The 26,355-nt window shown below is 44.8% G+C and carries 20 protein-coding genes and 12 tRNA genes; 18 read left to right on the top strand and 14 right to left on the bottom strand.

The genetic code is table 11. From position 1 onward, the window contains the following. Positions 1–68 precede the first annotated feature (68 nt). From potA to AC1HDP_RS04915, 7 genes are all read left to right on the top strand, one after another. A complete protein-coding gene (potA, locus tag AC1HDP_RS04945) occupies positions 69–1,199 on the top strand; it encodes a polyamine ABC transporter ATP-binding protein (protein ID WP_140932758.1) in 1,131 nt (376 codons plus the stop codon). Next, complete coding sequence (locus AC1HDP_RS04940) at positions 1,196–2,092, top strand: ABC transporter permease subunit (protein WP_479637883.1); 897 nt, start codon at positions 1,196–1,198, stop codon at positions 2,090–2,092. Before potA ends, AC1HDP_RS04940 begins: the two co-directional genes overlap by 4 nt. Then, complete coding sequence (locus tag AC1HDP_RS04935; protein ID WP_479637882.1) at positions 2,092–2,904, top strand: ABC transporter permease subunit; 813 nt, start codon at positions 2,092–2,094, stop codon at positions 2,902–2,904. Before AC1HDP_RS04940 ends, AC1HDP_RS04935 begins: the two co-directional genes overlap by 1 nt. Before the next feature lie 197 nt (positions 2,905–3,101). Then, complete coding sequence (locus AC1HDP_RS04930; protein ID WP_479637881.1) at positions 3,102–4,388, top strand: NAD(P)/FAD-dependent oxidoreductase; 1,287 nt, start codon at positions 3,102–3,104, stop codon at positions 4,386–4,388. A 26-nt stretch (positions 4,389–4,414) separates the two neighbouring features. Next, complete coding sequence (gene gabD, locus AC1HDP_RS04925; protein ID WP_479637880.1) at positions 4,415–5,857, top strand: NADP-dependent succinate-semialdehyde dehydrogenase; 1,443 nt, start codon at positions 4,415–4,417, stop codon at positions 5,855–5,857. Between the two features lie 21 nt (positions 5,858–5,878). Beyond that, the gene (gene gabT / locus AC1HDP_RS04920) at positions 5,879–7,150 is read left to right on the top strand and encodes a 4-aminobutyrate--2-oxoglutarate transaminase (protein WP_479637879.1); all 1,272 of its coding nucleotides are present in this window, start codon (positions 5,879–5,881) and stop codon (positions 7,148–7,150) included. Between the two features lie 293 nt (positions 7,151–7,443). Then, positions 7,444–7,953, top strand: coding sequence for a hypothetical protein (locus AC1HDP_RS04915; protein WP_479637878.1), 510 nt, complete (start codon positions 7,444–7,446; stop codon positions 7,951–7,953). Between the two features lie 55 nt (positions 7,954–8,008). Here the strand turns inward: AC1HDP_RS04915 and AC1HDP_RS04910 are convergent, their stop codons facing one another. Then, entirely contained in the window at positions 8,009–9,610 is a 1,602-nt protein-coding gene (locus AC1HDP_RS04910; protein WP_479637877.1) for an ABC-F family ATPase, read from the bottom strand. Between the two features lie 237 nt (positions 9,611–9,847). Between AC1HDP_RS04910 and AC1HDP_RS04905 the strand changes: the two genes are divergently transcribed. Further along, positions 9,848–10,417: a VF530 family protein gene (locus AC1HDP_RS04905; protein ID WP_479637876.1), complete on the top strand. Its 570-nt coding sequence runs from the start codon at positions 9,848–9,850 to the stop codon at positions 10,415–10,417. 480 nt (positions 10,418–10,897) lie between these two features. Here the strand turns inward: AC1HDP_RS04905 and AC1HDP_RS04900 are convergent. The 9 genes from AC1HDP_RS04900 to AC1HDP_RS04860 form a co-directional block, all read right to left on the bottom strand. Next, positions 10,898–10,974, bottom strand: a tRNA-Met gene (locus tag AC1HDP_RS04900). A gap of 39 nt (positions 10,975–11,013) precedes the next feature. Next, positions 11,014–11,090: transfer RNA gene (locus AC1HDP_RS04895), tRNA-Met, on the bottom strand. Positions 11,091–11,129: 39 nt separating this feature from the next. Then, positions 11,130–11,206: transfer RNA gene (locus AC1HDP_RS04890), tRNA-Met, on the bottom strand. A gap of 39 nt (positions 11,207–11,245) precedes the next feature. Beyond that, positions 11,246–11,322, bottom strand: a tRNA-Met gene (locus AC1HDP_RS04885). A 39-nt stretch (positions 11,323–11,361) separates the two neighbouring features. Next, a tRNA-Met gene (locus AC1HDP_RS04880) sits at positions 11,362–11,438 on the bottom strand. 39 nt (positions 11,439–11,477) lie between these two features. Beyond that, positions 11,478–11,554 (bottom strand) — tRNA-Met (locus tag AC1HDP_RS04875). Between the two features lie 38 nt (positions 11,555–11,592). Continuing rightward, positions 11,593–11,669: transfer RNA gene (locus tag AC1HDP_RS04870), tRNA-Met, on the bottom strand. Between the two features lie 38 nt (positions 11,670–11,707). Continuing rightward, positions 11,708–11,784: transfer RNA gene (locus AC1HDP_RS04865), tRNA-Met, on the bottom strand. A gap of 38 nt (positions 11,785–11,822) precedes the next feature. Beyond that, positions 11,823–11,899: transfer RNA gene (locus AC1HDP_RS04860), tRNA-Met, on the bottom strand. A 410-nt stretch (positions 11,900–12,309) separates the two neighbouring features. Here AC1HDP_RS04860 and rlmKL point away from each other — a divergent pair. The 5 genes from rlmKL (at position 12,310) to rmf (ending at position 18,963) form a co-directional block, all read left to right on the top strand. Next, positions 12,310–14,442 (top strand): bifunctional 23S rRNA (guanine(2069)-N(7))-methyltransferase RlmK/23S rRNA (guanine(2445)-N(2))-methyltransferase RlmL, encoded by a 2,133-nt coding sequence (gene rlmKL, locus AC1HDP_RS04855; protein ID WP_479639826.1) that lies wholly within the window; start codon positions 12,310–12,312, stop codon positions 14,440–14,442. Next, positions 14,435–14,662, top strand: a complete 228-nt coding sequence (locus AC1HDP_RS04850; RefSeq protein WP_479637875.1) for a glutaredoxin family protein — start codon at positions 14,435–14,437, stop codon at positions 14,660–14,662. Before rlmKL ends, AC1HDP_RS04850 begins: the two co-directional genes overlap by 8 nt. Position 14,663: 1 nt before the next feature. Beyond that, on the top strand, positions 14,664–16,601 hold the full coding sequence (locus AC1HDP_RS04845) for an ABC transporter ATP-binding protein (protein ID WP_479637874.1): 1,938 nt from the start codon (positions 14,664–14,666) through the stop codon (positions 16,599–16,601). Positions 16,602–16,630: 29 nt separating this feature from the next. Then, the gene (locus AC1HDP_RS04840) at positions 16,631–18,529 is read left to right on the top strand and encodes a DUF3466 family protein (protein WP_479637873.1); all 1,899 of its coding nucleotides are present in this window, start codon (positions 16,631–16,633) and stop codon (positions 18,527–18,529) included. 257 nt (positions 18,530–18,786) lie between these two features. Further along, positions 18,787–18,963: a ribosome modulation factor gene (rmf, locus tag AC1HDP_RS04835; RefSeq protein ID WP_140932745.1), complete on the top strand. Its 177-nt coding sequence runs from the start codon at positions 18,787–18,789 to the stop codon at positions 18,961–18,963. A gap of 64 nt (positions 18,964–19,027) precedes the next feature. On the opposite strand, the gene fabA is transcribed toward rmf, so the two are convergent. Both fabA and AC1HDP_RS04825 read right to left on the bottom strand, forming a co-directional pair. After that, a complete protein-coding gene (fabA, locus tag AC1HDP_RS04830) occupies positions 19,028–19,543 on the bottom strand; it encodes a bifunctional 3-hydroxydecanoyl-ACP dehydratase/trans-2-decenoyl-ACP isomerase (RefSeq protein ID WP_479637872.1) in 516 nt (171 codons plus the stop codon). A gap of 71 nt (positions 19,544–19,614) precedes the next feature. Further along, positions 19,615–21,207 carry a S16 family serine protease gene (locus tag AC1HDP_RS04825; RefSeq protein ID WP_479637871.1) on the bottom strand — a complete coding sequence of 531 codons (1,593 nt, stop codon included), beginning with the start codon at positions 21,205–21,207 and terminating at the stop codon, positions 19,615–19,617. Between the two features lie 218 nt (positions 21,208–21,425). On the opposite strand from AC1HDP_RS04825, the gene AC1HDP_RS04820 reads away from it, so the two are divergent. The 5 genes from AC1HDP_RS04820 to AC1HDP_RS04800 all read left to right on the top strand — a co-directional run bounded on the left by AC1HDP_RS04820 (position 21,426) and on the right by AC1HDP_RS04800 (position 23,880). Then, positions 21,426–21,516, top strand: a tRNA-Ser gene (locus tag AC1HDP_RS04820). Positions 21,517–22,055: 539 nt separating this feature from the next. After that, positions 22,056–22,146: transfer RNA gene (locus tag AC1HDP_RS04815), tRNA-Ser, on the top strand. Positions 22,147–22,476: 330 nt separating this feature from the next. Beyond that, a tRNA-Ser gene (locus tag AC1HDP_RS04810) sits at positions 22,477–22,567 on the top strand. 333 nt (positions 22,568–22,900) lie between these two features. Then, the gene (locus AC1HDP_RS04805; RefSeq protein ID WP_479637870.1) at positions 22,901–23,575 is read left to right on the top strand and encodes a hypothetical protein; all 675 of its coding nucleotides are present in this window, start codon (positions 22,901–22,903) and stop codon (positions 23,573–23,575) included. Between the two features lie 35 nt (positions 23,576–23,610). After that, positions 23,611–23,880 carry a helix-hairpin-helix domain-containing protein gene (locus AC1HDP_RS04800; protein WP_479637869.1) on the top strand — a complete coding sequence of 90 codons (270 nt, stop codon included), beginning with the start codon at positions 23,611–23,613 and terminating at the stop codon, positions 23,878–23,880. A 280-nt stretch (positions 23,881–24,160) separates the two neighbouring features. On the opposite strand, the gene AC1HDP_RS04795 is transcribed toward AC1HDP_RS04800, so the two are convergent. Beyond that, positions 24,161–25,363, bottom strand: coding sequence for an IS256-like element ISSod4 family transposase (locus tag AC1HDP_RS04795; RefSeq protein WP_479637868.1), 1,203 nt, complete (start codon positions 25,361–25,363; stop codon positions 24,161–24,163). Between the two features lie 52 nt (positions 25,364–25,415). Continuing rightward, a complete protein-coding gene (locus AC1HDP_RS04790; protein WP_479637867.1) occupies positions 25,416–26,342 on the bottom strand; it encodes a methyl-accepting chemotaxis protein in 927 nt (308 codons plus the stop codon). Between the last annotated feature and the right edge of the window lie 13 nt (positions 26,343–26,355).

The following is a 26,355-nucleotide window of genomic DNA, read 5'->3' as shown; positions in this document are numbered from 1 at the left end:
GTTTTTCACTGATTCATTTTACTGACCTTAGCAGCATTATTGCGATACTCAGTGTGCGGAGAATATAAATGGCAACTACTACAGACCAACCGACGAAACCTAAGGCGAATGCCGAGGTGTTATTAAAAATAGATCGGGTCAGTAAGTTATTCGATGATGTTAGGGCCGTTGACGATGTGTCGTTGACTATCAATAAACGTGAAATTTTCGCATTATTAGGCGGTTCAGGTTCAGGCAAGTCGACCTTATTACGCATGCTGGCAGGTTTTGAAAAACCCAGTGCTGGCCGTATCTATCTAGATGGTCAAGATATTACCGATTTACCTCCCTATGAGCGTCCTATCAATATGATGTTTCAGTCATATGCGTTATTTCCGCATATGACGGTGGCGCAAAACATTGCCTTTGGCCTCAAGCAAGATAAATTGCCACAAAAAGAAATTGATGAGCGGGTGTTAGAAATGCTCAAACTTGTGCATATGGAAAAATATGCCAAGCGTAAACCTAATCAGTTATCGGGCGGGCAGCGCCAGCGGGTGGCATTAGCGCGCTCTTTGGCAAAACGGCCCAAATTATTATTACTTGATGAACCTATGGGGGCGCTGGATAAAAAACTGCGCACCCAGATGCAATTAGAAGTGGTCGAAATTCTTGAGCGAGTGGGTGTGACCTGCGTGATGGTGACTCATGATCAAGAAGAAGCTATGACCATGGCAGAGCGCATCGCTGTGATGTCTGATGGTTGGATTGCCCAAATTGGCTCCCCTATGGATATCTATGAAAGTCCGAACAGTCGCATGATTGCTGAATTTATTGGTTCAGTGAATTTATTTGAAGGCGATATTAGTGTGGATGAGGTCGACCACGTAGTGATTGATTCGAGTCTGCTCAATTGCCAGTTTTATGTGGGTTATGGGGTATCAACTAGCGTTAATGACAAACACGTGTGGTTGGCTATTCGCCCTGAGAAAACCTTAATTACCCGTGAGCAGCCGCAAGGCCAATATAACTGGGCCAAAGGGGTGGTACATGATATTGCCTATCTTGGCGGTATATCAGTGTTTTATATCAAGCTTGCTAATCGTCAAATCGTGCAATGCAGTATGACTAACCGTGAGCGGCGCTCAGATAATCCCACTTGGGATGATGAAGTGTATATCAGCTGGGAGGACACCAGTGGCGTGGTGTTACGCTCATGAAGAAGTTATCTCGCTTTTTTAAAGGGCGTTATTTTACCTTAGGCTTGCCCTATGTGTGGTTGCTGCTCTTTTTTGCACTGCCATTTGCCATCGTTTTTAAAATCAGTTTATCGACGGCAGCCATTTCGATCCCGCCGTATGAACCCAGTTTTTATATTAATGATGATGTCTTGCAAATCGTACTGAACTTTAGCAATTACTTACTGTTGCTCGATGATTCCATGTATTACATCTCTTATATTAACTCCTTAAAAATGGCGTCTATTGCCACCATTGGCTGCTTACTATTAGGTTACCCTATGGCCTATGCCATAGCGCGGGCGCCAGCAAAAATGCAAACCGTATTATTGTTGCTGGTGATGCTACCTTCATGGACCTCGTTTCTTATCCGTGTCTATGCTTGGATGGGCTTATTGAGTAATACAGGTGTTATTAATAGTTTCTTATTGTGGCTTGGCGTGATTAACGAGCCGCTGCAAATTCTTAATACCAATATCGCCGTCTATATCGGCATTATTTATGCCTATTTACCCTTTATGATCTTGCCGCTGTACGCGACTTTAGTGAAGCTGGATATGAGTTTGCTGGAGGCTGCGTCAGATCTTGGCTCGCGCTCAATTAATACCTTCTGGAAAATTACTTTGCCTTTATCCAAAGGTGGGGTGATAGCGGGTTCAATGTTGGTATTTATTCCCTCGGTCGGTGAGTTTGTTATTCCAGAATTATTAGGGGGTCCGGATTCCTTAATGATAGGTAAGGTCTTGTGGCAAGAATTCTTCAATAACCGTGACTGGCCAGTGGCGTCATCGCTCGCCATAGTGATGCTGTTACTCTTGATTATTCCTATCACCTTGTTCCATCGTTATCAGTCTAAATCCCTGGAGCAAAATTGATGAAAAAATTGAGCTTTTCTACCATTATGTTGATACTGGGTTTGATATTTTTATACGCGCCCATGCTAATTCTTATCATCTACTCATTTAACGATTCTAAGCTAGTGACTGTGTGGGGCGGATTTTCAACTAAATGGTATTTCGAGTTATTTAAAGATAAGCAAATCTTGGATGCCGTATGGGTCAGTCTCCAAATTGCCTTCTATAGCGCTTCGATGGCAGTGATTATTGGCACTATGGCGGCGTTTGTTATGACTCGTTATCGTCGTTCTTGGACCAAATTAACCTTGTCCAATATGATAACTGCACCCTTGGTTATGCCTGAAGTCATTACGGGTTTGTCGCTAATGCTGCTATTTGTGCATATGGCCGATCTTATCGGTTGGCCGCTTGAGCGTGGACGCATGACTATTTGGCTTGCCCATTCGACCTTTTGCGCCGCTTATGTGGCGGTAGTGGTATCGTCGCGTTTACGTGAGCTGGATATGTCCATTGAAGAAGCGGCGATGGATTTAGGCGCCGGCCCCTTTAAGACCTTTATGCAAATTACTGTGCCTATGATAGCGCCAGCACTCACAGCGGGGTGGATGTTGTCCTTTAGCTTGTCATTGGATGACTTAGTGATTGCAAGTTTCACTTCAGGCCCTGGGGCGACGACTTTGCCTATGGTGGTGTTTTCGTCGGTGCGTCTTGGTGTTTCACCTAAAATCAATGCGTTAGCTACCTTGATTATTTTGGTGGTTGCGTTAATTGCCTTCATTTCTTGGTATATGGCGGTCAGAGCCGATAAAAAACTTAAAATGAACCCCTAAGTCTGCATATCAATGAATCAGTCCTAGAGTACGCTTAAAGGCTCTTGACTCGCTGATTTGATAAACGCCTTAATGTTTAAGATATTTTACATTAAGGCGTTTTTTTAGTGTGCAGGCTAGTTTTTAGCCTTTTTCAGGTGTAATGTGAACTCAGTGTTAAAAATAATATACATATAAAACTGGGGCACAGAGGTATCATGACAGCACTTGCACATACTTCATCTTATTACGCCGCGTCGGCTAATCCTGTGACATTACAACCAAGCTTAACCGAGAGTATCAATGCTGATGTTTGCATTATTGGGGCGGGTTATACCGGATTATCGACGGCCATTCATTTACTCGAATCTGGCTTAAGCGTGGTGGTGCTAGAAGCTGCACGCATCGGCTTTGGCGCATCAGGTCGAAATGGCGGCCAAATTGTTAATAGTTTTAGTCGCGATATTGATAGTTTCGAGCGCAGCTTAGGTAAAGATAAGGCGCGTATTTTTGGACAAATGGCTTTTGAAGGCGGGCGGATTATCCGCCGCTTAGTCAAAGACTATCAAATTAATTGCTCACTTAAAGACGGCGGCGTGTTTGCCGCGTTAAACACTAAACAAATGCATCACTTAGAGCAGCAAAAAGCCTTGTGGGAACGTCATGGCCATGTGGGCTGGTTAGAGTTACTGGATAAAGATGCCATTACTAAAGTGGTGGCGACTGATGTTTATCAAGGCGGTTTACTTGATAAGTCGGGAGGGCATTTTCATCCATTAAACTTGGCTTTAGGGGAAGCGCAAGCCGTACTTAAGCTTGGCGGCCAGATTTATGAAGATTCGGCGGTACTTGATATTAAACAAGGTGAGCCTGCCGTCGTTAACACCGCAAGTGGTCAGGTGACGGCTAAATTTGTGGTGGTGGCGGGTAACGCTTACTTAAGTAATTTACTGCCAGAGTTACAGGCTAAATCTATGCCGTGTGGCACACAGGTCATTACCACTGAACCTTTAGATAGTGATGTAGCTAAGCGCCTGTTACCCCAAGATTACTGCGTTGAAGATTGTAACTACCTGTTGGATTATTTTCGTTTATCAGCCGATAACCGCCTAATTTATGGTGGTGGGGTGGTGTATGGCGCGCGCGATCCCGCCAACATAGAAGCGATTATTCGCCCCAAAATGCTGAAAACCTTCCCTGAGTTAGCCAAGGTGAAAATTGATTATGCCTGGACGGGTAATTTTCTGTTGACCTTATCGCGTTTGCCGCAAATGGGCCGTATTGGCACCAATATTTACTATTCCCAAGGCTGCAGTGGTCATGGCATCACTTATACCCATTTAGCCGGAAAAATATTAAGTGAAGTTATCAATCAACATGCCAGCCGTTTTGATGCCTTCGCGCAACTCCCTCATTATCCATTCCCTGGTGGCCATGTACTGCGTGTACCGTTTTCGGCCATAGGGGCATGGTATTACAGCTTACGAGATAAATTAGGGGTGTAATTTACACCCAATATTTAGGAGTGAACATGAAGCTCAACCATCAAGCGTTATTTCATCAGCAGTGTTATATCAATGGCCAATGGCGTGACAGTGATACTGGCGCCACTATTACCGTGACTAACCCTGCCACCAATGAGGTGCTAGGCACTGTGCCTAATATGGGCCTGTGGGAAACTCGTGCCGCGATTGAATCGGCCAATGCGGCGCTGCCTGCATGGCGAGCTAAAACCGCGAAAGAGCGTAGCGCCATTTTACGGCGTTGGTTTGAGCTTATCATGGCTCATCAAGAAGATTTAGCGCAGCTAATGACAGCTGAGCAAGGCAAACCTTTGAGTGAAGCGCGCGGTGAAATTGCTTACGCCGCCTCTTTTATTGAATGGTTTAGTGAAGAAGCCAAGCGTATCTATGGTGATACTATCGCAGGCCATCAAGCTGACAAGCGTATTTCTGTGATTAAGCAGCCTGTTGGGGTTACCGCAGCAATTACGCCGTGGAACTTTCCTGCCGCCATGATCACTCGCAAAGTAGGGCCCGCGCTCGCCGCCGGTTGCACCATGGTGATAAAGCCTGCGCACCAGACGCCATTTAGTGCCTTTGCCTTAGTGCAACTGGCTCACGAAGCCGGCGTACCAGCGGGGGTGGTGAGCGTATTAACGGGTGATGCTAGAGCCATAGGCGATGAACTCTGTGCGAATCCCTTGGTACGTAAATTATCTTTTACTGGTTCAACCGGGGTGGGCATTAAGCTGATGGCGCAATGCGCGCCAACCATCAAAAAATTATCCCTTGAACTTGGGGGTAACGCACCCTTTATCGTGTTTGACGATGCCGACCTCGATGCCGCGGTTGCTGGCGCCATGATTTCTAAATTTCGCAATGCCGGTCAAACCTGTGTGTGCGCCAATCGGATTTATGTGCAAGCTAAGGTTTATGATGCCTTTGCCACCAAACTTGCCAATGCGGTTGCTGAGCTAAAGCTTGGAAATGGCAAGGATGCTGGCGTCACCACAGGTCCATTAATTGATGATAACGCCGTTAAAAAAGTGCAGCAGCATTTGCAAGATGCTTTGGATAAAGGCGCAGGATTAGTTACCGGTGGCCATAGATTAGAAGGCACCTTCTTTGAGCCCACCATAATCACAGGGGTTACTCGCAATATGCTGGTAGCCAAAGAAGAAACCTTTGGCCCGTTAGCGCCATTATTTAAATTTGATAATGAAGCCGATGTGATTAACCAGGCCAATGACACTGAGTTTGGCTTAGCTGCGTATTTTTATAGTCGGGATATTAGCCGGGTTCAACGAGTGGCAGAGGCCTTAGAGTACGGTATGGTTGGCATTAATACCGGCTTAATTTCTACCGAAGTGGCGCCATTTGGCGGGATTAAATCATCCGGTCTTGGCCGCGAAGGTTCGAAATACGGTATTGAAGAATATCTTGAAATGAAATATCTATGCTTAGCTATCTAAGCCGCTTACAAGGAAAAAGTCATGACAACTAACAATGAATTAATGACAAGACGTCAAGCGGCCGTGGCCCAAGGTGTCGGCCAAATTCACCCTATCTATGTAGATAAAGCGCTTAATGCAAAAGTTTGGGATGTCGAAGGGCGTGAGTATCTGGACTTTGCTGGTGGCATAGCGGTACTTAATACCGGCCATTTACACGCTAAGGTTGTCGCCGCTGTAAAGGCTCAGCTGGATAACTTTTCGCATACCTGTTTTATGGTGCTGGGTTATGAGTCTTATATTGCGGTATGTGAAAAACTCAATAGTAAGGTACCGGGTGATTTCCCTAAGAAATCGGCGCTATTTACCAGCGGCTCAGAAGCCGTGGAAAATGCCATCAAAGTCGCGCGCGCTTACACTAAGCGCGCGGGTGTGATTGCTTTTACCTCTGGCTATCATGGGCGCACTATGGCGACATTAGCGTTGACTGGCAAGGTGGCGCCTTACAGTAAGGGCATGGGGCTGATGCAAGCCAACGTGTTTCGGGCGCAATACCCTTGTACGCTGCACGGGGTGAGTGATGCTGATGCATTGGCATCGATTGAGCGAATTTTTAAAAATGATGCTGAGCCAAGTGACATTGCCGCCATTATTCTTGAGCCAGTCCAAGGCGAGGGCGGTTTTTATGCGGCGTCCCCAAGCTTTATGCGCGCGCTGCGAGACTTGTGTGATCGCGAAGGCATTATGTTAGTGGCTGATGAAGTGCAGACTGGCGCTGGACGTACTGGTACCTTTTTTGCGATGGAACAAATGGGCGTGGCGGCCGATATTACCACTTTTGCTAAATCGATTGCTGGCGGTTTTCCGTTAGCGGGTATTACCGGTAGACAAGAAGTCATGGATGCCATTAGCCCAGGTGGTCTTGGTGGCACTTATGGTGGCAATCCATTAGCCTGCGCTGCGGCCTTGGCTGTGATGGAAACCTTTGAAGATGAAGATTTGCTGAGCCGCGCCAATGCGGTTGGTCAGCAAATCAAGCACAGCTTAAACGCCCTAAAGCCCCAATATCCTATGATTGCCGATGTCCGCGGTTTAGGGGCTATGGTGGCGCTAGAACTGATTGAACAAGGTCAGCCCAAGCCAGAATATTGCGCCAAAATCATCGCTAGCGCCCGCGCTAAAGGATTGATTTTGCTGTCATGTGGTACTTATGGCAACGTATTGCGTATTTTAGTGCCGTTAACGGTCAGTGATTGTGATTTACAGCGTGGCCTTGGGATTATTGCTGAGTGTTTTGCTGAGCTTAACGGCTGATAATTTTGGCTCATGCTCTTGTATTAAGCATGCTTAGCTGTATTTAGTCAGTAAGCTTGACGCCATTAAGCCGTAAACACCACAACCAGCTTCGGCTGGTTGTGGTGTTTTATGCGTATTGACTGACATCATGCCAATTAACTCGCGATTCCTGTTGGATTGGTTGTTGAGTTAAGTGTTGAATTTATGGTTACTATGAACTTTCTGTTCGTGCATTGTTGGAATATAAATACATGGTTTCATTCTTAAGTTGGCAAAAGGTTCGGGCAGCGCTGGCATCTTCAGTCTCTTGCATGCAGACATATCCACAATTCGTCGCGATTAATTATCAGCTGCTGCATCCTGATGGCGAATTTCATTGTTATTTTGTGGCGCGCGGCAATGACGCCAAGAGGATAAATTTGCAGTTTTGTTCGGGGAGCTTGAGTGACGTTTTGTGCGCAGAAGCGTTAATGAATCAATTCTGTGATGAATTATTGACTTGGTACCCAGAGCTTACCCAATTACGCTTTATTGATATTCGAAATGAGATTAGCGCTGATCTTGAAGATACCTTTAATCATGGCTTAAGCGAGGATAGTAAAGTAGTTCATTGGGATTGGCAGGTATTAGAAACTGTGCCTGTCTATGACATTCTTAGGTCGCTGATGCCCATGTTTGAGCAAATGGCTATAATGCAAGGCGTTGAAAAGGTTACACCGTTTACCTCATCGCCATTAAAGCCAACAGTGGCACTCAATAGTGCTGATTATAATCAAGTAGTGGCACTCATTACTCAATGTCAATCAGCGTCATTATTATGATTAGCGAGGTATGACTCGCCAATCATAGGTTTACTTAAGCCATTAACACTCAGGTTTAAGCACAGGCAAGGGCTGCTTGGCTTGCCATATATTCGTCAAAGGTGCCCTGGAAGTTAATTAATTGCTTATCTTTGATATCGATAATGCGTGTCGCCAGTGATGATACGAATTCACGGTCATGGCTCACGAAAATTAAGGTGCCTTCAAAGACTTTCAACGCTTGGTTTAAGGCTTCGATAGCTTCCATGTCCATGTGGTTTGTTGGTTCATCCATGATGAGAACGTTAATGTCCATCATCATTAACTTGCCAAATAACAGACGGTTTTTCTCACCACCTGAACAGTTTTTGGCTTTCTTGTTAGCATCATCTTCAGTAAATAACAGACGACCTAACATGCCGCGCACCATTAAATCATTATGCTTAGGAGTGCGCCATTGGCTCATCCAGTCGAATAAACTCAAGTCATTATCAAAATCTAGGCTGCTATCTTGTGGACAATAACCGATAGCGGCATTTTCTGACCACTTGATAACGCCAGCATTGTGAGTTAATTCGTTCATTAAACAGCGTAATAGGGTAGTTTTACCCACGCCGTTTTCACCTATGATGGCAAGTTTGGCACCGGCTTCTAGAATAAGATCGCCGCCAGTAAACAGCATTTCATTATCAAAACCATGACTAAGATCTTCCAGCACTAAGGCTTGGCGATGCATTTTCTTTGATTCATCAAAACGCAGTGATGGAGTCACGCGGCTAGACGATTTAACTTCATCCAGCTTAATTTTGTCCATGCGCTTAGCGCGCGAACTCGCTTGCTTAGCTTTAGAAGCATTAGCACCGAAACGGTTGACGAAGTCTTGTAATTCATCAATTTCAGCGCTCTTTTTGGCATTGCCCGCCAGTAATTGCTCACGCAATAAGCTTGATTGCGCTAAGAAATACTCGTAGTTACCCGGATAAATACGCAGCTCGCCGTAGTCGATATCAGCCATATGAGTACAAACAGAATTGAGGAAGTGGCGATCATGGGAAATGATGATCATGGTGCACTTACGCTTGTTCAGTTCTGCCGCTAACCATGAAATGGTGTGAATATCCAAGTTGTTAGTCGGTTCATCGAGTAACAAAATATCAGGATTAGCAAACAGGGCTTGAGCCAGAAGGACTCTCAGTTTCCAACCAGGAGCGACTTGCTGCATTAAACCAAAATGCAATTCTTCAGCAATACCTGCCTCAAGTAGGATTTCACCTGCGCGTGATTCAGCGCTATAACCGTCCATTTCAGCAAAGCGTACTTCAAGTTCAGCCACTTCCATGCCATCTTCTTCGGTCATGTCGGCTTTAGCGTAAATGCGCTCACGCTCTTGTTTGACCTTCCATAACTCAGCATCGCCCATGATCACGGCATCAATCACAGAGTATTGTTCAAAGGCGAATTGATCTTGGCTCAAGGTACCGACTTTAAGCCCTGGTGTGACCGACACATTGCCTGAACTTGGAGCAAGTGCACCGCTAAGAATTTTCATGAAAGTGGATTTACCGCAACCATTGGCGCCGATTAAACCATAACGGTTGCCATGACCGAATTTGGCGGAAATGTTTTCAAAAAGCGGCTCAGCGCCGAACTGCATAGTAATGTTAGCGGTTGATATCAAGACAATATTCTCAGGTATAAGGCAGGTATGCGAAAGCGAACTTCCAGCGAAGACATGCAAGGTAGATAAATGCAAAGCGCAGAAGTATACAGAATCTTGGCGGATAATGTAAGCAGACAGGCATTTTGTGGCAAGCATAAATGGGCAAGGAGCTTTAGTATTTGCTATGATACGCCATAATAACTGCGGTAACTCCTAATGAGTGACTGAGTTGATATTACTTTTTTGGACACTTTGATGATCGAACAACAACAAAACAATCCGCTGCACGGCCTCAAGTTAGAGGTATTATTGACTGAAGTGGTAGATTTTTATGGCTGGCCAATTCTCTACGCCGCGGTGAAACTGCAATGTTTTAAAGCCAACCCTAGCATTGAGAGTAGCGTTAAGTTTTTAAAGAAAACAGAATGGGCGCGTGAAAAGCTAGAAAATTTCTATCTATATCGCTTTAGACGTATGCCAAGACCTTCGGCTGCGCAATATGTGTTAAAGCCGCGTGAGCGTGGTTTTGTTGATGGCGTGATCCCAAAGCCAGCATTGCCATTAACCTTCGAGATGATTGCTGAGATGCAGGCTAAGGCTGAGGAAGATTATCAAGCTAATGGCCGCAACAAGGCCTACCCTGGTCGCGGTGCGAATCAATCGCATCGTTCAGGTGCGGGTGCGCCACGTTCGAATGCTCGAGGTGCAGACAGAAGTCGCTCGAGTCATGGTGATACTAAACGTTCTAGCCATAGCGACGATCGCCGTAGTAGCGATAACGTTAGCAGTGGTAGCAATGATAATAATCCTTGGGGTCGCAGCTAAGTATTAAATCATTAAAGAGCGCTTCATGCGTTACGTTTCAATACCGCCAGTGGGCGGTTTTTTTATGGCGGTGATGATGGGATATCACGATTAATTCGATGTTACTGCAATGAGGTTAGTCCGCCGTTCTCGTTTGCCGGTTTATGAGAGTGTTACTGTGACGAGTAGGAAGCATCATCCAAATGCAAGGGCTAGGTTGATCGCGAGCTTGATTAACTCCAGGGGTAAAACATTTCGATGTCCTGCCCTTAATTCGGTTGAGCCGTTATCAAGAATTAAGCGCTAAGATGATGCTGATTAATATGCCAATGAATGAGATGAGTAAAAAGTGATTAAACTGTGATGGAAAATCATGGCAAAAGAGTAGGGATAATTCAAAAAATGATTGTGACTAACGAGAGATATTTAGAAGGTAACATTAAGGGGTAAAAAATAGCAGATTAATTGGGTATTAAGGCAATTTTTACTTCAGTAAAGAAGTGGTTGCGGGAGCAGGATTTGAACCTACGACCTTCGGGTTATGAGCCCGACGAGCTACCATGCTGCTCCATCCCGCGTCCGATTTATATTATTAGTTTTGCTTCTTAATAAGGAAGTGGTTGCGGGAGCAGGATTTGAACCTACGACCTTCGGGTTATGAGCCCGACGAGCTACCATGCTGCTCCATCCCGCGTCCGATTTGTATTATTAGTTTTGCTTCTTAATAAGGAAGTGGTTGCGGGAGCAGGATTTGAACCTACGACCTTCGGGTTATGAGCCCGACGAGCTACCATGCTGCTCCATCCCGCGTCCGATTTGTATTATTAGTTTTGCTTCTTAATAAGGAAGTGGTTGCGGGAGCAGGATTTGAACCTACGACCTTCGGGTTATGAGCCCGACGAGCTACCATGCTGCTCCATCCCGCGTCCGATTTGTATTATTAGTTTTGCTTCTTAATAAGGAAGTGGTTGCGGGAGCAGGATTTGAACCTACGACCTTCGGGTTATGAGCCCGACGAGCTACCATGCTGCTCCATCCCGCGTCCGATTTGTATTATTAGTTTTGCTTCTTAATAAGGAAGTGGTTGCGGGAGCAGGATTTGAACCTACGACCTTCGGGTTATGAGCCCGACGAGCTACCATGCTGCTCCATCCCGCGTCCGATTGTATTATCAGTTTTGCTTCATCATAAGGAAGTGGTTGCGGGAGCAGGATTTGAACCTACGACCTTCGGGTTATGAGCCCGACGAGCTACCATGCTGCTCCATCCCGCGTCCGATTGTATTATCAGTTTTGCTTCATCATAAGGAAGTGGTTGCGGGAGCAGGATTTGAACCTACGACCTTCGGGTTATGAGCCCGACGAGCTACCATGCTGCTCCATCCCGCGTCCGATTGTATTATCAGTTTTGCTTCATCATAAGGAAGTGGTTGCGGGAGCAGGATTTGAACCTACGACCTTCGGGTTATGAGCCCGACGAGCTACCATGCTGCTCCATCCCGCGTCCGATTGGTGCTCTTAAACTTAACGTATTTAGCAGTAAGTAACTGGTTAATTTCGCTGCTGCTTCAGAACGAGGCGAACTATAGCGATGCATCCTATCTAATGCAAGGACTATTCCATTAAGTTGGGTTTACCTGCCTACTCACTAAACGATTTGTTGTTATATCAGGCGATGCGCGTAATTTAACCGCATTTTGGATGATTTTGCGAGGTTAGCATTATGAGTCAACGAGTTGCCGCACGTCATCTATTAGGCTCAACATCACGATTAAACCTAGTGTCTTTGCCATGTAACGGTAGTTGTACTGTCTATATAGAAGAAAAAGCAAGTTAGGATGCAGCAAGGTTTATCATTTATAGCCATGACCATGTATAATGCGCGATTATTTTGGTAGCGTCGTAGTGTATTACATGTATTCATTTTTTGCCGCAGCCCCAAAGGGCTTTGAGTATGCCTTAGCGGGCGAATTAACATCATTAGGTGCTGTTGAAGTTAGAGAGAGTGTCGCGGGTTGTTATTTCTCTGCTTCCATTGAACAAGCCTATCAAATTGTGATGTGGAGCCGTTTGGCCAGTCGCTTAGTCTTGATCATCTATAAAGGTCCATGTGAGACAGCGCAACAACTCTATGATGCTGCCTATTGTATTGACTGGCCGAGCCATTTTGATTATCGCCGTACCTTTAGTATCGATTTCCATGGCACGGGTGGTTTCATTAATAACACTCAGTTCGGCGCCTTAAAGATTAAAGATGCCGTGGTTGACCGTTTCCGTGAAGATTGCGATCGTCGCCCTGATGTTAGCCGCACTGACGCTGATATCCGCCTCGATGCGCATTACCGCAACAATCAAATTACCATAGGTTTGAACTTTTCTGGCCCTGCTATGCATCAACGTGGTTATCGTGACCGTACTGGTGAAGCGCCGTTGAAAGAAAACTTAGCGGTACATATGTTACATCGCAGTGGTTGGGCGCATGATCAGCAGACCTTAATGGACCCATTCTGTGGTAGCGGTACTGTACTGATTGAAGCGGCGTTAATGGCTGCTGATGTGGCCCCGGCGATTAATCGTACCCGTTTTGGTTTTGAACATTGGCGTGCCCATCGTCCTGCTGCATGGCAGTTAGTGAAGGACGAAGCAGAGCAACGCGCTAGCGCGGGCTTAACTGCGTGTAAAATTCAATTCACGGGTTCTGACATTGATGGTCACGTGGTGGCTTTGGCTAAGCGCAATGCTGAGCACGCGGGTGTGTCACATTTAATCGAATTTAACCGTGCCGATGCCTTAACCGTAATGCCAACGGCAGAGACTGGTTATGTTGTCACTAACCCGCCTTATGGTGAGCGTTTAGGCAATATGTCGGGCTTACTGCAACTGTATTATCAGTTGGGTGATAAGTTTAAACGTGATTTTGGTGGCTGGAAAGTTGCCATGTTATGTAGCGATGTTGAACTTGTATCATCGATGAAGCTTAAAGCTGATAAACAGATGAAGATGTTTAACGGCGCGCTCGAGTGTGTATTTAACTTATATACCTTGCATGCTAATAGTACTCGCCGTGAAGTGGTGAGCCAAGATGGGATTGATATCAGCACTGTCGCTCTACCTTTTGCAAACCGCTTAAAGAAGAATATTAAAGCGTTAGAAAAGTGGGCTAAGAAAGAGGGTATTGATAGCTATCGAATTTATGATGCTGACATTCCTGAATACAATGCTGCCATTGATAGATACCTTGATTATGTAGTCGTGCAAGAATATAGCGCACCTGCCAATATTCCAGAAAACATCACTAAGCGCCGCATGACTGACATGCTGTTAGCACTGCCGATGGCCTCTGGCGTGAATACCGACAAAATCATCATTAAGACCCGTGAGCGTCAAAAGGGTGTGAGTCAGTATCAAAAGCTGAATCTTAATAAAGATAAGCTCGAATTAATCACCACTGAATATGGCTGTAAGTTCAAGCTGAACTTGACTGATTATCTTGATACTGGTTTGTTCCTGGATCATAGATTGACCCGTCGTTTAGTGGGGCAAAAAGCTAAAGATCGCGATGTGCTTAACTTGTTCGCCTATACAGGTTCGGCGTCAGTGCATGCGGGTAAGGGCGGCGCCAAGTCGGTCACTACTGTTGATATGTCTAACACTTACTTAAATTGGGCTAAAGATAACTTTGTGCTCAATGGCTTGATGGGTCGTCAGTATAATTTCGAGCAAGCTGATTGTTTGCAGTGGGTTAAAGACTGCCAACAGAGCTATGACTTGATCTTTATTGATCCGCCAACCTTCTCAAACTCTAAGCGTATGGAAGATTCTTGGGATGTGCAGCGCGATCATGTCAATGTATTGGCTGATCTTAAGAAGTTACTGCGTCCAGGCGGCGAGATTATATTCTCAAACAATAAGCGTAAGTTTAAGTTAGATATTGAGACCTTAACCAAAATTGGTTTAGTCGCGACTAACATGGATGAAGCCTTATTGCCTATGGACTATAAGCGTAACGCCCAAATTCACAATGTCTGGTTAATCACTCATGCCTGAGTGGATTTTATATCACACTGATGGCTGTCACTTGTGTGAGCAAGCAGCAGCCTTATTAGCCTGCGCCAACATAAATGCTGATTTGCAAGATATTTGCGATGATGAAGCATTAGTGGCGCGTTATGGCATCAGTATTCCAGTGTTGGCTCGCCGTGATAGTTCACAAGAATTATCGTGGCCATTTGATTTGGCGGCTATCGTCGCCTTTGTAGGAGAGTAGTGTGAGTCTGGTTCGTATTAATAGAGGCTCGTTAGCCTACGGTTACACCCCATTATTGAAAGCGGCTGAATTTACTATTGAGCCGGGTGAACGCGTGTGTATTGTGGGTCGTAATGGCGCCGGTAAATCGACATTATTAAAAGTGCTGTGCGGTGATTTATTGCTGGATGAAGGCGAGTTCAACATAGCTAATGATGTAAAAGTGAGCCGCTTGCAGCAAGATCCGCCGAAGCAAGAGCAAGGCTCTGTATATAGCTATATCGCTGATGGCTTAGAAGAAGTCGGTAAGGTACTTGAGCAGTATCATGATATTTCACATCGCATTGGTTCAGTTGATGCCGATGAAATGGAAAAAATGCTTAAGCAAATGGAGCGTTTACAAGAGCAGCTTGACCATTTAAACGGTTGGCAGTTAGACAGCCGAATTGATAGTCACTGCAAACGTTTAGGCATAGACCCAGACACAGCGCTGTCGGAATTGTCCGGCGGCTGGCAGCGTAAAGTGGCGTTAGCCCGCGCCTTGATCAGTGAGCCAGATTTACTGTTACTCGATGAGCCAACTAACCATTTAGATATTGATACCATTGAATGGTTAGAGCAATTCTTACTTGGCTTTAAAGGCGCCATTGTATTTATCTCGCACGATCGCGGCTTTATTTCGCGGATGGCGACGCGCATCGTTGACTTAGACCGCGGTGTTGTGACCTCATGGCCTGGCAATTACCAAGCATATTTAGACGGTAAGGCTGAATGGCTACGGGTTGAAGCTGAGCATAATGCCAACTTTGATAAGAAGTTAGCTGATGAAGAAGTGTGGATCCGTCAAGGGGTTAAAGCGCGTCGTACCCGCAACGAAGGCCGCGTGCGCGCCTTAAAAGCGCTGCGGATGGAACGTTTAGAGCGGATTAATCGTCAAGGCGGCGTCAATATGGCGGTGTCTGATAATGATCGCAGCGGTAAGCTGGTGTTTGATGTTAAATCATTATGCTACAACCTGCCGGACAAAAACTTGGTTAATAACTTTAGCACGACTGTTATGCGTGGCGACCGTATTGCTTTGATTGGCCCGAATGGTTGCGGTAAGTCGACCTTAATTAAGTTATTGTTGGAACAGTTAGAGCCACAATCTGGCGAGCTTAAGTGTGGTACTAAGCTACAAGTTGCGTATTTCGACCAGTATCGCGAAGCCTTAGATCCAGAGAAAACCGTTGAAGAAAACGTCGGTGAAGGTAAGCAAATGGTTACCGTCAATGGTCAAGACCGCCATATTCTTAGTTACCTGCAAGACTTCTTGTTTTCACCAATGCGTGCCCGTACGCCAGTGAAAGCTTTGTCAGGTGGTGAGAAAAATCGCTTATTATTAGCGAGGTTATTATTACGCCCTGCTAACTTAATCGTACTTGACGAACCAACCAATGATCTAGATATTGAGACACTTGAGCTGTTAGAGTCGATGTTAACTGATTATCAGGGAACCTTGATAATCGTCAGTCATGACAGATCCTTTATCGACAATACAGTGACCAGTAGTTGGTGGTATGCCGGTAACGGTCGTTGGGCGGAGTTTGTGGGTGGTTACCAAGATGCCGTTGAACAAGGCGCGAACTTTTATCGCGATAGCGAAGACTCAAGTGCAAAAGTTTCGGAACTAAAAACAGAATATGTAATCGAAACCAAACCTACCGCAGCAGAACCCGTGAAAGCGGCGGCGCCCGCTAAGAAGTTATCTTACAAACTTCAACGCGAATTGGATGAACTGCCTAAGTTAATGGAAGCGTTGGAAATTAAGATTGAGCAATTGCAACAGCAAATTAGCGAAGCCAATTTCTACAATCAAGCTCAGGATGTCATTAATGACACACTTGCGCGTTTGACTGAACAAGAACAACAACTTGAGATTTGCTTTGAGCGTTGGGAAGCGCTGGAGTCGATGAAGTAAAATCACAATAACGACAGGATAATAAAAACATGAAGTTGAAGTTGGAAGTTGCATTATCTGGAGTAGCGATTGCCGTATTAAGCACAATTGCCAGTGTGAATGCGGCGCCGGTATACGAAATCCAGAACATCATTGATAAAACGGATAAGTATAACCCAGCAGGATATCCTGACATTGATGGTAGCTTAACTGGTACTCGTAACGGTTATGGCACTGGTGTTAATGCCAATTTGGAAATGGTGGGTTTATCACAGGGGCGTAAAAAACTCAGTGATGGCGACATCGAAGATGGCGGCATTCTTGATGAAGACAACGGCATTGCTCCATCAGAGCAAATTCGTTACTCCATTTTGGAGCCAATCTTAGCTAACAACTTCAGCTTCAAGGCCGAAAGTAACTCGAGCCCGGCGCCTTGGACACCTATTTTTTTAAAGATTAATGGCCAGACAGCAAAAACTGACGATGAAAATGCACCTGCACCAGATAATTCTGTGGATGTGTCGTTATTTGCGATTGCTGATGACGGTGTCAAAGTCGGCAGTATGTCAGCAAAGCAAGAGACTAAGCCGTATGTCGGTGATTCTACGACCCAAAAGTTATGGTATTACCGTGCATATGAAGAGCGCGGTGTAGCTGTTAATGCCGCCGGCGCAGAAGTGCCTTTATTACCGCCTTATACCAAGTATGAGAAAGACGGTAAAAGTGCTGAATTAGGTGGTCGGTCTATCGCTGCCGATATTAATGCTACAGGTTTAGTAGCAGGTTATGCCAGTACAGGGATAAGTAAATTTGGCGCTGAGCAAGTGGATTTTTGCTTAAGCACTAATAATACTACTCTGCCAGTGGATATCTGCATTCAGCAAAACCAATTCCCTGATCTTAGCGGCGTGCGTAATATTCAATACCAAATGCGTGCTTCTGTATGGCAGTTAAATGCTGATCGCACTGGGCTTGAATCTCCAATGGTTACTTTACCATTAGGGTTAGATCCTACCGGTTCAGATTATGTGTTTATTGCCCAAGGTTTAGGCATTAATACTGACGGAACCGTGGTTGGTCGCTCCCATGTTTATCGCTATGGCAACGGCAAAAACCTCAGAGATGATGCCGCCTACTGGACTAAAAATACTGACGGGACTTACAAGTACAATTGGGTACCTGTGCGTGATGATGACGTATTTAACTCGATTGCCACAGATATCAATGATGATGGTATTTTAGTGGGCAGTTTTAAGAGTTATATAGAAGGTTATGTTCGCGATAAGTTCTTCTATTTTGACACTAACAACCCAACAACACCGATTGTTATTCCGAATGATTTCCGTCCGTTTACTTCTGATTTATCGAGTAAGCCTAAGAGTATTAACAATAAAGGCGAAGTCGTTGGTTATATTGAAACCACTTATGAAAAAGAGTTACCGCGCCCGAAAGAAGCTTTTTATTATGATATGAAAGCGAATGACGGCAAAGGCGAGTTTGTTAACCTCAATAAGCAATTAACCTGTGAGTCTAAAGGTTATAGCCAGACTGATGGTAAGTGGGCTCGTCATCCGATAGTGGTGAAAGACGGTACGGGTAAAGAGCTGAGTTATAGCGCTGATTTCAAATTAGTGGATGCTGTTAGTATCAATGATGAAGGCGTTATCGTCGGCACAGTGTTTGTGCGTAAGCCTAAGTATCAGTTTGATGCTAAGGGCGAACTCGTATTAGGTAGTAACGGTTTGCCATTATTCGTACTTAACGGTTATGGCGAGCCTGTGACTTCTTATTTACCGCGCTCGGTAGTATTAACTCCAGCGGCTAGCGGTGTAGCTTGTACCGAAGTTGATGATAATGGCACGGATGTACCGTATGAACGCAAAGGTGGTGCGATGATTTGGGCATTGGCATTACTGCCACTTCTGTGGTTACGTCGTAAATTTAGCTAAGCTAAAGCCTTACATTGAGCTTAAGGCAGATTTAACTCTGCTTTAAATAACGCTTAAATGAGGCTTAAATAAATCACAATCGACAGTTTGTATAAAAAATCGACGCCTAGCGTCGATTTTTTTTAGGCAATGATCTCAATACCTTAATATTTCGCGGGTAAAATACCCAAATTTTGCGATTGATCTCGTCTAAAAAAAGTTCTATTCATACTAGTGAAGCGCATGCTTCGTCTGTATATGGAACCGAGGACGCTTACATGAAAAGACAAAAAAGAGATCGATTGGACAGAGCTTTTTCAAAAGGTTTTCAGGCTGGAGTTGGTGGACGTTCAAAAGAAAACTGTCCTTACGCGAATCTTGATTCAAAGTCCCAATGGCTTGGTGGCTGGCGGGAAGGGATTGAAGACCGACATAATGGTCTACTTGTGAAGTAAGCTTACCAGCCCTCTCGACGAGGGCTTTTTTTTACGCTGTAGATGGGTGATTCTTTTAACGCGATTAAAACTGCGAAGTATCGCTAAACACACCCACTTTTAAGTCAGTGGCACTGTAAATTTCACGACCATCCACTTCCATAGTCGCATCAGCAATGCCCATAATCAGCTTACGATACACCTTACGCTTAATGGTAAGCTTGTAGGTGACTTTTTTAGCAGTAGGTAATACTTGACCAGTAAATTTGACTTCGCCTACGCCAAGGGCTCTACCTTTGCCTTTAGCGCCTTCCCATGCGAGGAAGAAACCAACCAGTTGCCACATGGCATCTAAACCTAGGCAGCCAGGCATGACAGGGTCGCCATTAAAATGACAGCCAAAAAACCACAGATCAGGGTTGATATCAAGTTCAGCAATCAGTTCGCCTTTGCCAAATTCACCGCCATCGGCATTGATCTTGATAACTCTGTCGATCATCAACATGTTGTCTATGGGCAGACGCGGGGCATCTGTACCAAAAATGTCACCATAGCCGCAGGCGATAAGTTGTTGTTTGCTGAAACTGCTAGCGTTAGTCATTGAAATGGGTACTCCTATAATTGTTGCGCCCAGATTAGCTAACACGTGTACGCTAAACAACTCCGATCAGATCAATCGTTGCGACTAGCAAACAACAATTTGAACTTTTCACGCCAAGTCAGCGGGTCATCGTCATGGCCTGCTAATTTGTCCAAACGTTGCTGCACTAGGCCATAGAGGGTTTCATCTGGGTAGTTGTCATCCTCATCGGCAACGCCTGCAGGCATGTCCATTAATATTTCTACAGCTTGGTCAATATGTTCAACTTGATAGAGCTGAAACTGACCTTGTTTAATGGCATCAATCACTTCAGGCTTTAAATTTAACTGACACACATTGGCTTTAGGGATCATAACCCCTTGACGGCCAGTCAGTTGACGACTGTTACAGAGGTTAAAGAAACCTTCGATTTTCTCGTTAACGCCACCAATAGCCTGAACATTACCCATTTGATCGAGCGCGCCAGTAACAGCAATGCTTTGGATGATAGGACGCTCGGCAATGGCGGACATCAGCGCGCAATATTCAGCCAAGGAAGCGCTATCACCATCAATCTCTTGATATGATTGTTCAAACACTATGTTAGCGTTGAGGTGGAGCGGGGCGTCACGGCCAAATACGCGATAAAGACAAGCCGATAGGATCATCATACCCTTAGCGTGAATGTTGCCGCCAAGCTCTGATTTACGCTCAATATCGGCGACTTCACCATCACCATAATGAACTGATGCAGTAATTCTGGCGGGTTCGCCATAGCTAAAATCTGGGCTATCTATGACGGTCAAGCCATTAATCTGGCCAACAACTTCGCCATCGGTTTCAAGCACTATAAAAGCATCATCAAAATTTTGGGCTGAATATTGCTCAGAAGAATTATGACGAAAATGCAGCTCGGCCAAAGCTTGATTAATGGCAGCAGCATCTAACTCAGTGGCTTGTACCAATACGCTTGCTTGCAGCATTAATTGCGAGAACTGCACCATATTAAGACTTAATCTATCTTGGTGTTCACATTGACGCGACGAATACTTAAGTAATGGTTGCAGCGCTGATACTTGCAACGTCAGCTTTTTACGCGCGGCGAGGGCTTGCAAGAATCGACAATAATCCGCGGCATTATGTTGATTGAGATCAAGCTCTGAATTAGATTCAGCCAATAACGGGAATAGTTGATTGAACTTAGGGTCAAGATAGGTTAATTCAGCAAATAACTGATTATTACCAATCAGCACTAGCTGACAGTTAACTTGATCATGCTCGCCGTTGTTATAGTCAATCTTATGGTTGATCAGTGCTTGAATTAAGCCATGCCATAAATTTTCAAAACGCAATAAACTTTCAGCGCAAATAAACACTAGCTTATCTGAGTTCAATAGCCCTGGTTGTTGTTTGTTTTTGCCAAATAAACTGCTGCGGCGAATATTACCGTGGAGATACTCAAATTCTAGTTTGCCCTGATGAGCAATGGCCTGAAATACCGCCTGTCTGTCCATACCCACATAATCGGCAATGTACAAGTACTGCTGCTCTAATTGGCTGGCTAAGGTAAAGGTCGACACTAATCGAGTTTGGCCGAGTAAAATATCTGAGAGTTTACTCTTTTCAGACAATGCTGAATGAAAGTGAGGTTCAAGGTTGGTAGCGAGTACAAGTGTTGGATTCATAACTAGTCAACTTAGATGTCATTAACAAATACTACCATAGAGTCAGATTTAATGACGTCACAGATTGAGTTTGGCACTAAAAATCTTAGTCAGAGGATGAAGGTATGAGTTTTTGAGGTGGCAAAATGCGCAATCTGGTTAATATTGGTGCTATCAGTGCTGTTCGTGGCAATAATCGCTTTACAGCCAACGCCTGAGCCCGTAATATTTGCAGCAACGGAGGGGTGGCAGAGTGGTTGAATGCACCGGTCTTGAAAACCGGCATAGGTTTATAGCCTATCCAGGGTTCAAATCCCTGCTCCTCCGCCAAATTTCACGAGAAAGGTCGCTGATTATCAGCGGCCTTTTTTGTTTGTGTATTTTGAGCGTTATGGCCTTGTCTGCTGCACAGTGTTTACTATCCTTCAATTGTGTTCCTATGTCGCTCCCTTGCTAGCAATCCTTAGAGTATTTACCTCTGATTATATCTTGCTTATTAAGTGATACTGTTAATCACATGAGCTGAGCTTTTTTTCGTTGTTTTTGCTGTTAAACCTTATCCCCCAGGCTGTAAAGCTAGAGACTTGGTTGTTAGGTTATGCGCAGCAGTAAGTCGCTAAGGTCAATCACCTAAGCTATTGGTGTCGTCTTACTCATGCAAGCCGATGCATCCCAACAGGCTAAGCCCACAGATTCATTATCACTAAGTTTTCATTGTTGCTATTTGAGTTTGCCACGTTTGATTGTTAACCGTTACGAGGTTTATTTATCCGCAACGAGCAAGAGTTGAATGCAAATTGTTCAATTGACTCGTTATTTTAAAATAAGCGTTTACAGCCTCCGCTGACCTAGGTAATATGCGCACCAACGGAGGGGTGGCAGAGTGGTTGAATGCACCGGTCTTGAAAACCGGCATAGGTTTATAGCCTATCCAGGGTTCAAATCCCTGCTCCTCCGCCAAATTCCATGAGAAAGGCCGCTGATTATCAGCGGCCTTTTTTGTTTCTGTTGTCTATAAGCGTGTGCGCCTTGAAACTTGCCTCTTAAGTTTGCTGTTGTCTTTACATTTTTGTCATTTTTCCCTTTCTAGGTATGCTAAGCCGCCAGAGCGAAACGCTGACTTTTTGGGTGATATTCGGTATACCCACTTAAAGAGGTGCACAATTATTGCTCACAACGCTTATTTTTTAACGACATTTACCAGCACTTGCTTGTAAACTGTTCAATTGCTTCATTATTTTAAAAAAAATATTTACAGCATAAGCCTACCTAGGTAATATGCGCACCAACGGAGGGGTGGCAGAGTGGTTGAATGCACCGGTCTTGAAAACCGGCATAGGTTTATAGCCTATCCAGGGTTCAAATCCCTGCTCCTCCGCCAAATTCCATGAAAAAGGCCGCTGATTATCAGCGGCCTTTTTCGTTTTCAGTGTTTGATAAATCTTTCACTTTGCTGGCGCTAATGACTGCAGTCCTAAAGGCATAGCCACCGCTATATTTATGGCACCTACTCAACTATGCGTACGGCACTTACGAGTAGTAACTTACAAGTAGTCACTTACGCCTACGGCACTTACGAATAGCTACTAACAAATAGCCACTTACAAACAGTTACCAATGACTAGCTCAATTTATCGTTGAGACCTCGTCACAACTGGCATAGCTTGATTTCTTGTATCACTATCTATAAAACATCACAGATGAGTAGCATAGGATGACATTACAGAAAGTGGGCGGCATTGCCGCGCTTATTGAAGCGCTTGCTTACATCATAGGTTTTGTGGTGATGGGGACGATACTAAACCCCGGCAATACTGATGGTTGGAGCCAAGCTCAGAAACTTTCCTTTATTCTCGATAAACACATCATCTTTCAAAGCTGGATCCTATTTATTTATGTCATTTTCGGACTAGTGCTAGTGGTGTTAGCGGTAGCTCTGCATGAACGTTTACAAGGCGATGCTAAAAGTAATGATCGGAGTAATGATAGTGCCTTGATGCCCATAGCAACTGTGTTTGGTGTCATTTGGGCGGGCCTAGTTATTGCTAGCGGTATGATTACCAGTATCGGCTTAGATACAGTCGCTAAACTGTATGTTATGGATGTTGAACAAGCCGTCGCTTTATGGGCCGCCATCGGTGTTGTGCAGAATGGTCTTGGCGGCGGCGTTGAAATTGTTGGTGGCTTGTGGGTACTACTCATTAGTGTCGCGGTGCTGCGTCCTTGCGCGCTACCTAGGTTATTAGGCTACTTAGGCATGGTGGTTGGAGTCGCTGGCATTCTTACTCTTGCGCCGCCTTTAAGTGATTTAGGCGCCATCTTTGGTCTCGGACAAATTGTGTGGTTTAGTTGGATAGGTATATTGATGCTGCGCAGTGCTGGCTTTTAAATACGGCTTAACTTCTAACAATTAGGTGACTTATTATGACCCATAGATATATTGCGCAGTTTGCCGATATTCCCAATGTTGGCCCTGCCACCATTAAGGACTTGCTAACTATTGGCATTCATTCACCTAAGGATTTAATCGGCCAAGATCCTTATCAACTCTATGTTCGTTTGTGTCAGTTAACTAATAGCCGTCATGATCCCTGTACGCTCGACATCTTTATGGCTGCGGTTAGCTATATGGACGGCGGGCCGGCGCAAAAATGGTGGGAGTTTAGTGCTGAGCGTAAAAGGCTATTATCTTAGTAGAATGACACAGCCAAAGAGCACGGCAGGAAAGGGCGTAGATACCGATAGTGACCTAGGTGCTGGGCGATCGATGAGATGTACTAATTATAAAATAATCGCAGCGACAGTTATCAATAAAGTGATGAGCCTCGCCGTGATTGTGGTTAATTAACTTGGCTGTTAAGCAAATTCCTTTTCCCAGTCGTCGCTATTATTATTGTCAAAGAAGTGGTAATCAATCCCATCGGTGTTTGGCTTATACGGGGAGGGCGTTCAAAATTCTGTGTCAGGCTAATTTTTAAATTTCCAGCACGCTATCTAAACGTCCTTCAAAATAAATCGCTAACTGAGATAAACAAAGGCTCCAATTGTGGATTGGCATGGTCCATTTATCTGAGGCGTTTAATATGCCTGCGTAAAGGAGCTTCAACAAGCTATTTTCATTAGGAAAAGCACCTTTGGTTTTGGTGAGCTTTCTAAATTGGCGATGTACAGCCTCAACTGCATTGGTGGTGTAAATCACTTTCCTGATATGTTCTGGGTACTTAATATAATGAGACAAATTATGCCATTTGCGGCGCCAAGAGTTGATTACCAGCGGATAAGCATCACCCCATTTGGCCTCCAGTTCGTCCAATGCCATCTCTGCGGCTTCTTTACTCACGGCTCGATACACAGGCTTTAAATCAGCCATAAACGCTTTCTGATTTTTTGAGGCGACATACTTCATTGAGTTGCGGATCTGGTGGATAACGCATAGCTGTGTTTCCGTATGAGGGAAGATACTGGCTATGGCCTCAGGGAAACCGGTCAAGCCGTCAACACAGGCGATAAGAATATCTTTTACACCACGATTATTAAGATCGGTCAGCACCGATAACCAGTAATTAGCGCCTTCATTTTCGGACAAGTGAAGCCCTAAAATTTCCTTTTTTCCTTTCATATTAAGCGCTAACAATGTGTAAACGGCTTTACTGACGTAACGCCCATCCTCTTTGACTTTATAATGTATCGCATCAAGCCAAACGATAGGATAATGGCTATCTAATGGGCGCTGTTGCCACGCGTTAAGTTCGGGGATGAGTTTGTCGGTGATGGCGCTTACCGTTGCGTTAGACACATTGATCCCATACATATCTTCAACATGTTGATTAATATCGCGATAGCTCATACCTATACTGAACATCGACAACACTTTACGTTCGATTTCATCGGTTAGCGTAGTTTGATTTTTCTTAATCAACTGAGGCTCAAAGGTGCCATTGCGGTCTCTAGGCGCGTCTAACACAAAGTTACCGGACGGATGCTTAATGGTCTTAGGGGTTTTGCCATTTTTACGATTAGGCAGAGGATCATGCGCTAAATGCTGCTCAAGCTCAGCCTGGAGAGCCGCTTCAGTGAGTTGCTTGATCAGTGGGCCAAGAATGCTGTCTTTACCTGTGAGGCTTTTACCTGATTGCAGATCTTTAAGGGCTTGTTCGAAGTTAAAAGGTTGGGTCATGTGTCATTCCTGTTTTTGAATATTTTACTGAAATGACACAGAATTATGAACACTACCTATACGGGGCCGATGGGGGTGTATGGCTGACTCTGTCTTCTAATAATTCAAAGAAAGCGACCATCTCGGTCATTTCTTGCGATAACGCCCACATGCTCTCACTGGCGCTTGACGCTTCTTCAACCAATTCCGCATTTTGCTGAGTCATATCATCCATACGCGCTACGGCGGTGTTCACTTGGTCAATCCCACGGCTTTGCTCTTGGGCAGCATCACTTATGCCTTCCATTTTGTCACCAACCGCTTCAATCATGGTCACGATTTCATTTAAGGTGACACCTGATTCATTCACTAGTGATTCACCAATGGCGACCTTCTTATTACTGGCTTGAATGAGTTGTTTGATTTCTTTGGCGGCGGTTGCTGAGCGTTGAGCAAGATTACGAAGTTCACCCGCCACAACCGCAAAACCGCGTCCTTGATCGCCCGCGCGCACCGCTTCAACTGCCGCATTAAGCGCTAATAAATTTGTTTGGAAGGCAATTTCATCAATAACGCTCACAATTTCAGCGATTTCATTACTTGCATGACTAATTTCTTTCATCGCGCTGATGGTGCGGGTGATGGCGGTACCGCCTTCTCGGGCACGAATACGAGCATCTGTACTTAATGTTTTGGTGGCTAAGGCATTTTCAGCACTGTGCTTCACACTTTTGGTCATATCATCCATGCTCGATGACGTCGTTTTTAGAGATGATGCTTGCAGTTCAGTACGTCGACTTAAATTTTGGTTGCCGGTGACAATTTCTCTCGAGGTATTAGAAATGGTAGCGGCGGTTTCACGAATTTTAAGGATCGCCTCAGTCAGTTTCTCAACGGTTTGGTTGGCATCGCTTTTGAGCTGACCTAGGCGGCCGCCATAATTTTTATCGATTCGTAGGGTTAAATTACCTTTGGCCATGGCCGCTAACATGCTTTGCATATCGACTGTACTG

It is taken from the genome of Shewanella sp. ISS20, from assembly GCF_056522965.1.
Note: the sequence above shows the minus strand (reverse complement) of the source record. Positions and strands in the feature narration are given on the sequence as shown.